Source organism: bacterium, from assembly GCA_030685015.1.
Lineage (GTDB): Bacteria > CAIWAD01 > CAIWAD01 > CAIWAD01 > CAIWAD01 > CAIWAD01.
Window position 1 is genome coordinate 133,794 of record JAUXWS010000067.1, and the last position, 7,603, is coordinate 141,396.

Below are 7,603 nucleotides of genomic sequence, written 5' to 3' on the forward strand. Positions count from 1 at the left end.
CCAATGTACCACGGCGCCAGGCCCGCGCACCTGGCAAAGGGCCAGCGTTAAGGGTTCATCAGTGGCTCAGCAGCCACCACCGGCTTTCTTCCTCCGCGCCGTGCCACTTCCGGCTGCCGGCGGCGCCGCCGCGACGGGGGCCGCCTCGCTTCCGCTGAACCAGGCGGCGATCTGCGCCCGGCGCAGGGCGCGCTCGCGCTCGGAGGTCGAGGCGTCGGCGGCCGGGGTGGGCCGCGGCTCCTGCACCTCCCGCCGCCAGGCCTCCATCCCGCCGTCCAGCCAGTAGTAGTCGAGGGTGCGGGGCCAAGCCTCCGGCACGGCTGCCTCCTCGCCCACCTCCCCGATGAGCAGGACGCGCGTCCCCGTCGGCGCCTCGCCCACCTGCGGCGGCGGCAGGGCGGGATCGGCCACGGCCAGCGCGCCGGGGATGGCCGCCTCGGCACCGGCGGAGTGGCGCAGGTCCAGCAGCAGCCAGCCGGCCTCGCGCTGGATGAGGAGTTCGGCCAGATCGCTGGCCGCCATGATGCGGGGCGGGTCGGGCGAGGCGGGGGCGGGCGGGGCGGCGGGCGTCAGTCCGGCCGCCAGGCAGAGCAGGGCGAGGCTCCCGGCCAGCACGAACTTGCCGCGGCGGTCGGGGACGGGGGTGGACTCCCGGCCGCTGTCGGAGCCGGCCGCCCGGCGCCGTGCGACGAGGGCCTCCACCCGTTCGGCGGCGATGAAGCAGCCCAGCGCCATCAGCACCACGGCCAGGGCCAGCCAGGGTGCGGGCAGGCCGAACAGGTCGTGGAGCAGGAGGGTGCCGGCGGCGGGAGCCGTGTAGAAGGCCTTGAGGAAGGGCAGGGTCTCCAGCCCCACGCCGAAGAGCAGGGTGCCCAGGAAGACGCCGCCCAGGGCGTAGAGGGCGTCGAGCTTGCCCGAGGCGAGGGAGACGAAGCCCGTGCCCGGACAAAGACCGCTGATGATGAATCCGGCGCCCAGCAGGAAACCGCCCGCCAGCTGCGGCCCGAGGAAGGTGGGGTTGATCCACACCTGGGAGAGGTCCACCAGGCCCCAGGCGGCCAGGGCGTAGAGCCCGCTCATGGCCGTGATGATGGCCGTGAACATCACCTTGAAGACGGTCATGTCATGGAGATAGAACTGGGCGGCCAGCTTGCGCGCGTTGCCGAAACCGGCTCGCTCCAGCGCGAAGCCGAAGAGGAAGCCGATGGCGAGGGCGCTGAGCAGTCCGCCCTCCGCGCCCAGGGCGTTCTGGGGGACGAGGGGCAGGTTCATGTCCACTGCCTCCTCATCAGGCGGGCCAGGGCGTAGCCGCCGGCGAAGACCATCATCATGAAGGCCCAGCTGCCGGCCGCCAGGCTGGCGCCGCCGCTGAGGGCCTGCCCGCTGGTGCAGCCGCGGCCCAGTCCGGCGGCGATGCCCATGATCGTGCCGCCCACCAGGGCGAAGAGCCAGCGCCGGCGCACGCTGATGCGCGGCCCGCGCACCGTCTCGGCCTTGAGCCGGCCGGCGCTGAGGGCGCCGATGAAGCCGCCCAGGAAGAGGCCCGCCACTTCCACCACCAGCCAGTCGCGCAGGGGCTGTCCGCCCTGCACATAGCGCCCGAAGGCCTCGCTCCGCTCCGTCCAGGCCGGCGCCACCAACTCGCAAGCGCCCGCCAGCACCCGTTTGGGGAAGGCGCTGGCGCCCAGGCCCTGTCCGGCCACGACGAAGGCGGCGAGCAGGGCCAGGCCCAGCACGAAGCCGGCCAGGTAGGGATTCCAATAGGGTCGTGCCGTCATGGCCCAGCCTCCCACTTCGCCGCAGAGAGTCGCGGCTCAACATCCCGGGCGCGACGGGCTCCCGCCGCGGCCCGACTCACTCATTTCAACAGGGCCGTCACCTGCTCCACCCAGCGGGATTCCTGCCCGGCGAAGACCAGGATCCAGCGCAGGCTGAAACCGCCCGCCAGCACCAGCAGGGCGGTGGCGCGGCCGGGCGGCAGTCCGTGGCGGCGCTCGATGAGCGCGGCGGCCAGCGGCGCCAGCAGGCCCGTGGCCACCACCAGGGTCCAGAAGGCCGCCGTCCAGGGTCCGCCCAGGATGAGGGCGAGGGCTTGGCGGCCCGCCTCGCCGCCCACGGCCAGGCCGATCATCCAAAGGGCGAGCAGGCCGATCTCCCCGCCGATCAGTCCCAGGTCGGCGCGGCCCAGCCACTGTCGCTCCCCTTCCGCCAGCCTGAAGAGCAGGAGGAAAGCCGCGCCCGTGGAAAGGCCGGAGACGAGGAAGAGCGGACCCAGCAGCGCGCTGTTCCAGAGGGGCCGCGCGCTGGAGGCCGCCAGCAGGATCCCTGTGTAGAGGCCCAGCAGCACGCCGGTGAGGATGCTGAGGCGGGCGAAGAGGGGGCGGGCGCGCAGGCTCCAGTCGGCGAGGCCGCGCAGCCATCGTCCCGGCAGGAAGCGGCGCCACTGCTCGCGCCGCGCGGCGGGGAGTCCGGCCCAGGCGAAATGGGCGGCCACCGGGTAGACGAGGAGCAGGATCCAGGCGCCCCAGCTCATGGGGGTCTGCGGACGCAGGATGAGGTAGAAGCGCCAAGCGTTCCAGCGGTTGGCCAGGTCGAGGAAGAGGCAGAGCATGCCGGCGCTGATGAGGAGCAGGCTGGTCCAGGGCAGCCAGCGCAGGGCGGGGCTGGCCTCCTCGTCCGGGTGGCGCAGCCGCCGGAGGCCGGTGAGGATCATGATGCCGGCCGCGACGCCTCCCAGGAAGAGGTAGAGGGCCACCTCGCCGTGCCAGGCGTGGAGCAGCGGGTCGATGCCAGGGTTGGCGCGGGTGGTGCTTGTCTCCAGCACGGGCGCCTCCTATGTCAGGTAGTATTGCCGGGGCCGGGTGCCGGCGCCGGGCTTGAGCACGTGCCAGTCCCGCGTGCGCAGCAGGCGCGACAGCTCGCTGTCCGGATCCGCCAGGTCCCCGAAGACGATGGAGGAGGTGGGGCAGATTTCCTGGCAGCTGGTGGTGGCCAGGCCTGCGGCGCGGCGGTGGGCGCAGAAGCTGCACTTGTCCACCGTGCCGTGGCGCGGATCCACGAAGCGCGCGTCGTAGGGGCAGGCCGTCATGCAGGCCTTGCAGCCCGAGCACTTGTCCCGCGTCACCTGCACCGTGCCGTCCTCGGCGTAGTGGGAGGAGCCGGTGGGACAGGCCCGCACGCAGGGCGCGCGGTCGCAGTGGTTGCAACGCTCGCTGCGGATGGTCATGGCCAGGTCGGGGAAGGAGCCGCGCGTCTCGGTCACGATCCAGTCCCGCACATGGCCCTCCGCCACGTCGTTCTCCGTCTGGCAGCCGACAACGCAGGCGGCGCAGCCCACGCAGGTGCGGGTGTCCACGGCCATGGCCGGGCGCGGGCCGCTCACGCGTCGCCCCCGCCCGCCGCCGCGGCGACGCCCTCGGAGGGCACGAGGGTGACGAAGTTCACGTTCATGCCCGTTCCTCCCATGATGGGGTCGGTGCGGCTGCGGCTGATCAGCTCGGCGCTGTCGATGCCGCGCCCGAAGACGAAGCGCAGGCCCTTGGCCCGCCGCCCGTAGCCGTGCACGATGTAGACGGCGTCCGGCCGGATGCGCTCGGTCAGCTTGACCGGCGCGTCGAAAGTGGAGAGCACGCCGTCCTGGTTCTGCAGGCGGACGCGGTCCCCCTCCTTCAGGCTCCAGCGCGCCGCCGCCCGGCGGTTCACCCACACCTCGTTCTCGCGGTAGGTGGTGGAGAGGAGGCGGTTGTTGGTGGTGCGTCCGAAGCTGTGGGTGGGCGCCCGGCCGAAGAGGAGGCGGAACCAGCCGGCGGGCGGGTCGCCGTGGTCGGTGTAGACGGGCATGGGGTCGAAGCCGAGGGCGGCCAGGGTGGCGGAGTAGAGTTCGATGCGGCCGGAGTCGGTGGGGAAGTCGGCCGGCGCCCCCTCCTCGAAGTAGAGCGGCTGGGGCGGCCCCAGGGCGACGCCCTCCTCCTGCAGCTGCTCGCAGGACAAGCCGGCGGCGGCGACGCGGGCCTTGGCGTAGTCCATGGAATCCGCCCAGGGGAAGTGCTCGGCCAGGCCCATGCGGGCGGCCAGCCCGCGGGCGATCCACCAGCCCGGCTTGCTGTCGTGGAGCGGGGGCACCACCTCCTGGCGCACGGCGACGAAGGGCTGGCGCCAGGGCGGGGCGTGCAGGTCGTCGCAGCGCTCCAGGTAGGTGGCCTCGGGCAGCACGATGTCCGACCAGCCGCAGATCTCGGCGGGGAGGACGTCCACCGTGACGAGGAAGTCCAGGCGCTGGATCGCCTCGTGGACGCGGGCCGGCGCGGGCAGGGTGGTGGGCAGGTTGCTGCCGTAGACCATCCAGGCGCGCAGGTTGCGGCCCTGCAGCCCCGGCACGGTGGCGTCGCAGAGGCCCTGGGCCAGCACCTCGTCGGCCAGCGGGTAGTGGCTGGGGGCCGGCTTGTCCAGCGCCTCGCCGTTGGACGGCGGCTTGCGCGCGCCCGGGTAGCCGGGCAATTCCAATCGAGACGGGATGAAGAAGCCGCCCCGCCGGCCCCAGCTGCCCAGCAGGGCGCCCAGGATGGCAATGGCGCGGCTGCGCTGGGTGTCGTCGCCGTACCAGGTGACGTGGCGGCCGGGGTGGACCAGGGTGGCGGGGGCGGCCCCGGCCATGAGACGGGCTGTCTCGCGGATGAGGGCCGGCTCGATGCCGGTGCGCGGGTAGGCCCACTCCGGACTGAAGGGCGCCACGTGGGCCTTCAGCTGCTCGAAGCCCGTGGTGTGGCGCTCCACGTAGGTGGCGTCGTGGCGGTTCTCGCCGATGATGACGTGCATCCAAGCCAGGAGCAGGGCGAGGTCGCTGCCGGGACGGATGGGCAGCCAGTGCCGCGCCTTGGAGGCGGCCACCGAGAAGCGGGGATCCACCACGATGAGGTCGGCCCCGCCCCGGATGGCGGCGGCGAAGTCCTGCACCTGGGTGTTGTGCATGTTCTCGCCCAGGTGGCTGCCGATGAGGACGAGGCAGCGCGTGTGCTCCAGGTCCGTCACCTCGGGGGACCCCACGCCGTGGCCGTAGGTGAGGGTGAAGCCCACGTCGCGCGGACCGCGGCACTGGGCGTAGCTGGGCGCCGCGATGTTGGGACAGCCCGCCGCCGTGAAGAGCTGCTTCATCCAGTTGGCGCCCCAGCCATGGTAGAAGAGGCCCAGCGCCCCGGCGCCGTGCTCGGCGATGATGCGGTTGAAGTGGTGGGCCGTCTCGTCCAGGGCCTCGTCCCAGGAGATGGCCGCGAACTCCTGCCCGCCCCGCTTGCTGACCCGGCGCAGGGGCGTCTTGAGGCGGTCGGGGTCGTAGAGCAGGCCCGTGCCGCCGGCGCCCCGCGGGCAGAGCCGCCCCCGGGAGAGGGGATGGCGCGGGTTGCCCTTGAGCTTGGTGACGCGCCCGTCCTTGACGTGGGCCAGCACGCCGCACCTCCAGAAGCACAGCTCGCAGAAGGTGGGCACCACGCGCTCGCCCTCGGTGGCGGGATCCTCCACCGGGTCCGCGTAGTGCCCGTACCAGTTGCTGCCCAGGCCGCCCAGCACGGCCGCCCCTGCCGCCCCCGCCGCGCTGATGCGGATGAAATCGCGGCGCTTCATGGGGCGCTCCGCCCGTCCCCGGCGTGGACGAGGTCGCACATGGCGTCCAGCATGCGGGCCAGCACCTGGCCTTGGGCGCTGAGGCGCAGCTCCGCCCCCTGGCGGACGCCCGCCACCAGGCCGCAGGCGCGCAGGGGCTCGAGCAGGCGGGCCACGCTGGACTGGGGCAGGCCCAGCTCCTCCACCAGATGCTTCTGGCTGGGGCACTCGCCCTCCATCAGCTGGCAGGCGATGCGCAGGCGCTGGGGGTGGCCCAGGGCCTTGAAGACCTCCGCTGCGCGACGGATCTCCTCGACAGTGCGTTGCATGGGCGGCCTCATGATCGAACCCGGATAATCGGATATGCGGGAGGGAGGATAGGATTTGCCGGAACGATTGTCAAGGGATTGACAGGAAGAGGGTGCGCAGGGGTGACGCTTCGGTTCTGCCTGCCCGTCCCGTCCGCGCTGAAGCTCCACAGGCGATGCAGGGAAGAATTGCTTGCATGTTCGCCACGGCGTGGCGAATAACACGCCATGATTTGGCGAAACATCACATCCGCCGTGGAGCAGGCCCTGGCCGACACGCCCGTCCTGTTCCTGATCGGGGCCCGGCAAACGGGCAAGAGCACGCTGGCCCGCGCCGTCGCCGAAGGGCGCCAGGGACGTACCTGCCCCTGGAGGTGAAGGCGGCGGACACCGTGCAGGGGGCCGACCTGCGCGGACTCAAGACCCTGCGCGACCAGCTGGGCGGGCGCCTGGCGCGGGGTGTGCTGCTCCACGGGGGCCGGGATGTCGTCCCTCTGGGCGAACGCCTGTGTGCCCTGCCCCAGGCCCATCTCTGGCAGACGCCGGCGCCGCCCCCGGAGTCCTGAGGCGCCCGGGAGACACGGGCAGAGCGCCCCTGGCCGCACTATCTCGAACCCTGCCATTTTTCTGTTGCAGGACTGCCGGGGCTTCTGCATGCTCTGGGGACCGGGGAGAGGCAGCTTGCCCATTGGGTGCGCCGAATCCGGGGGGAGATTCAAGTCGATTCACCGACAGATTGCATAATCAGAAGTTCGGCGGACTGGAGACTGCAATGCTGAAGGTCGCTTTCATCTCCAACCGGCATCCGGCAGATTCTGACTTCACCATCCTTCTCAGCCTCATGATGCGGGCGGGCTGGGTGGTGAATCCCACGGTGAGCGAAGGACTCGCCTTGGTTCTGCGAGACGGAGTCCCTGTTTCGGACGATGCGGGAACGCCCAGCCTGGTGGCTTCTGGCCATGGCTCTGCCCACACGGTTTACCTCCGCGCTATTCCGGATCGCAACCATCCCGAGGAAGCCATCGACAGGTTCCGTGGCCTCGGTTTCGAACTCGCCTGCGTCCGTGGAGCCAATCTCCACTTGGGCAAGATCCGCCTCTCCAATAGAAATCACCCGGATTCGAAGTTTGATGTAGTCGTTGAGAAGGTGCGGTTCCCCGACGGCATCTGGGGCGGGTGCGGCGAGATGGTCGTCGAGCGACTTGAAGCCTCGTCGCCATTCGCGCTGTGCCCAGAGAGCGGCGGCTTCCTTCCCCTCCTGACCGCCCCGCTCGAATGTCGGCTCGAGCCCCCGGAAACGCATCCATTCGGTCTTGCGAGGCGTCCGTTCAGTTTCGCGGGTGTCGCCTGGCGACCTACACCCCGCGTTCTCTTTGCCTGCGACATGTTCAGCGACCGCATGATTCACAAGGGTGAGAACGCCGTTCTGCTCCGCCACCTGCTGTCAGAGTGCGTTGCTGCCCATCTGGATGGCGAGATGCGGAGAATCGCCCTCGGGGTCCTTTCGGCAACGCCTCTGCAAGAGGGTGACGGATGAAGTTCGCCGACGGGCCGCCGAACACTGCTGGCCAACATCTATCTGCATACGCTGGATACGATGTGGCAGCAGAAGCACGGGGACGTGGGTCGCCTGGTTCGTTACTGCGACGATTTCGTGATCGTGTGTGCCTCCCGCCGCCTGGCGGAACAGGCCCAGACGA

General features: G+C 71.1%; 9 protein-coding genes. 3 read left to right on the forward strand and 6 right to left on the reverse strand.

All coding sequences use genetic code 11. The annotated features are described in order from the left end of the window. Positions 1–66: 66 nt before the first annotated feature. The 6 genes from Q8O14_09960 to Q8O14_09985 all read right to left on the reverse strand — a co-directional run bounded on the left by Q8O14_09960 (position 67) and on the right by Q8O14_09985 (position 5,924). Positions 67–1,272 (reverse strand): YeeE/YedE thiosulfate transporter family protein, encoded by a 1,206-nt coding sequence (locus Q8O14_09960; GenBank protein ID MDP2361064.1) that lies wholly within the window; start codon positions 1,270–1,272, stop codon positions 67–69. After that, positions 1,269–1,778, reverse strand: coding sequence for a YeeE/YedE thiosulfate transporter family protein (locus Q8O14_09965; protein MDP2361065.1), 510 nt, complete (start codon positions 1,776–1,778; stop codon positions 1,269–1,271). The genes Q8O14_09960 and Q8O14_09965 overlap by 4 nt, the downstream gene beginning before the upstream one ends. An 80-nt stretch (positions 1,779–1,858) precedes the next feature. Next, positions 1,859–2,824: an NrfD/PsrC family molybdoenzyme membrane anchor subunit gene (gene nrfD / locus Q8O14_09970; GenBank protein MDP2361066.1), complete on the reverse strand. Its 966-nt coding sequence runs from the start codon at positions 2,822–2,824 to the stop codon at positions 1,859–1,861. 9 nt (positions 2,825–2,833) lie between these two features. Continuing rightward, positions 2,834–3,361, reverse strand: coding sequence for a 4Fe-4S dicluster domain-containing protein (locus tag Q8O14_09975; GenBank protein MDP2361067.1), 528 nt, complete (start codon positions 3,359–3,361; stop codon positions 2,834–2,836). A gap of 17 nt (positions 3,362–3,378) precedes the next feature. After that, positions 3,379–5,616, reverse strand: coding sequence for a molybdopterin-dependent oxidoreductase (locus Q8O14_09980; protein MDP2361068.1), 2,238 nt, complete (start codon positions 5,614–5,616; stop codon positions 3,379–3,381). Further along, positions 5,613–5,924 carry a helix-turn-helix domain-containing protein gene (locus Q8O14_09985; GenBank protein ID MDP2361069.1) on the reverse strand — a complete coding sequence of 104 codons (312 nt, stop codon included), beginning with the start codon at positions 5,922–5,924 and terminating at the stop codon, positions 5,613–5,615. Before Q8O14_09985 ends, Q8O14_09980 begins: the two co-directional genes overlap by 4 nt. Positions 5,925–6,131: 207 nt before the next feature. On the opposite strand from Q8O14_09985, the gene Q8O14_09990 reads away from it, so the two are divergent. The 3 genes from Q8O14_09990 to Q8O14_10000 all read left to right on the forward strand — a co-directional run bounded on the left by Q8O14_09990 (position 6,132) and on the right by Q8O14_10000 (position 7,440). After that, positions 6,132–6,281 carry a hypothetical protein gene (locus Q8O14_09990; protein MDP2361070.1) on the forward strand — a complete coding sequence of 50 codons (150 nt, stop codon included), beginning with the start codon at positions 6,132–6,134 and terminating at the stop codon, positions 6,279–6,281. Positions 6,282–6,295: 14 nt separating this feature from the next. Next, positions 6,296–6,469, forward strand: a complete 174-nt coding sequence (locus tag Q8O14_09995; GenBank protein MDP2361071.1) for a hypothetical protein — start codon at positions 6,296–6,298, stop codon at positions 6,467–6,469. 206 nt (positions 6,470–6,675) lie between these two features. Next, positions 6,676–7,440 carry a hypothetical protein gene (locus Q8O14_10000; GenBank protein ID MDP2361072.1) on the forward strand — a complete coding sequence of 255 codons (765 nt, stop codon included), beginning with the start codon at positions 6,676–6,678 and terminating at the stop codon, positions 7,438–7,440. The last annotated feature ends 163 nt before the right edge of the window (positions 7,441–7,603 follow it).

Bases quoted from the DNA above. Each gene is read 5' to 3' on its own strand.
- Q8O14_09985 (MDP2361069.1), bottom strand. From the start codon at position 5,924: ATGCAACGCACTGTCGAGGAGATCCGTCGCGCAGCGGAGGTCTTCAAG.
- Q8O14_09990 (MDP2361070.1), top strand. From the start codon at position 6,132: ATGATTTGGCGAAACATCACATCCGCCGTGGAGCAGGCCCTGGCCGAC.
- Q8O14_09960 (MDP2361064.1), bottom strand. From the start codon at position 1,272: ATGAACCTGCCCCTCGTCCCCCAGAACGCCCTGGGCGCGGAGGGCGGA.
- Q8O14_10000 (MDP2361072.1), top strand. From the start codon at position 6,676: ATGCTGAAGGTCGCTTTCATCTCCAACCGGCATCCGGCAGATTCTGAC.
- Q8O14_09975 (MDP2361067.1), bottom strand. From the start codon at position 3,361: ATGGCCGTGGACACCCGCACCTGCGTGGGCTGCGCCGCCTGCGTTGTC.
- Q8O14_09980 (MDP2361068.1), bottom strand. From the start codon at position 5,616: ATGAAGCGCCGCGATTTCATCCGCATCAGCGCGGCGGGGGCGGCAGGG.
- Q8O14_09965 (MDP2361065.1), bottom strand. From the start codon at position 1,778: ATGACGGCACGACCCTATTGGAATCCCTACCTGGCCGGCTTCGTGCTG.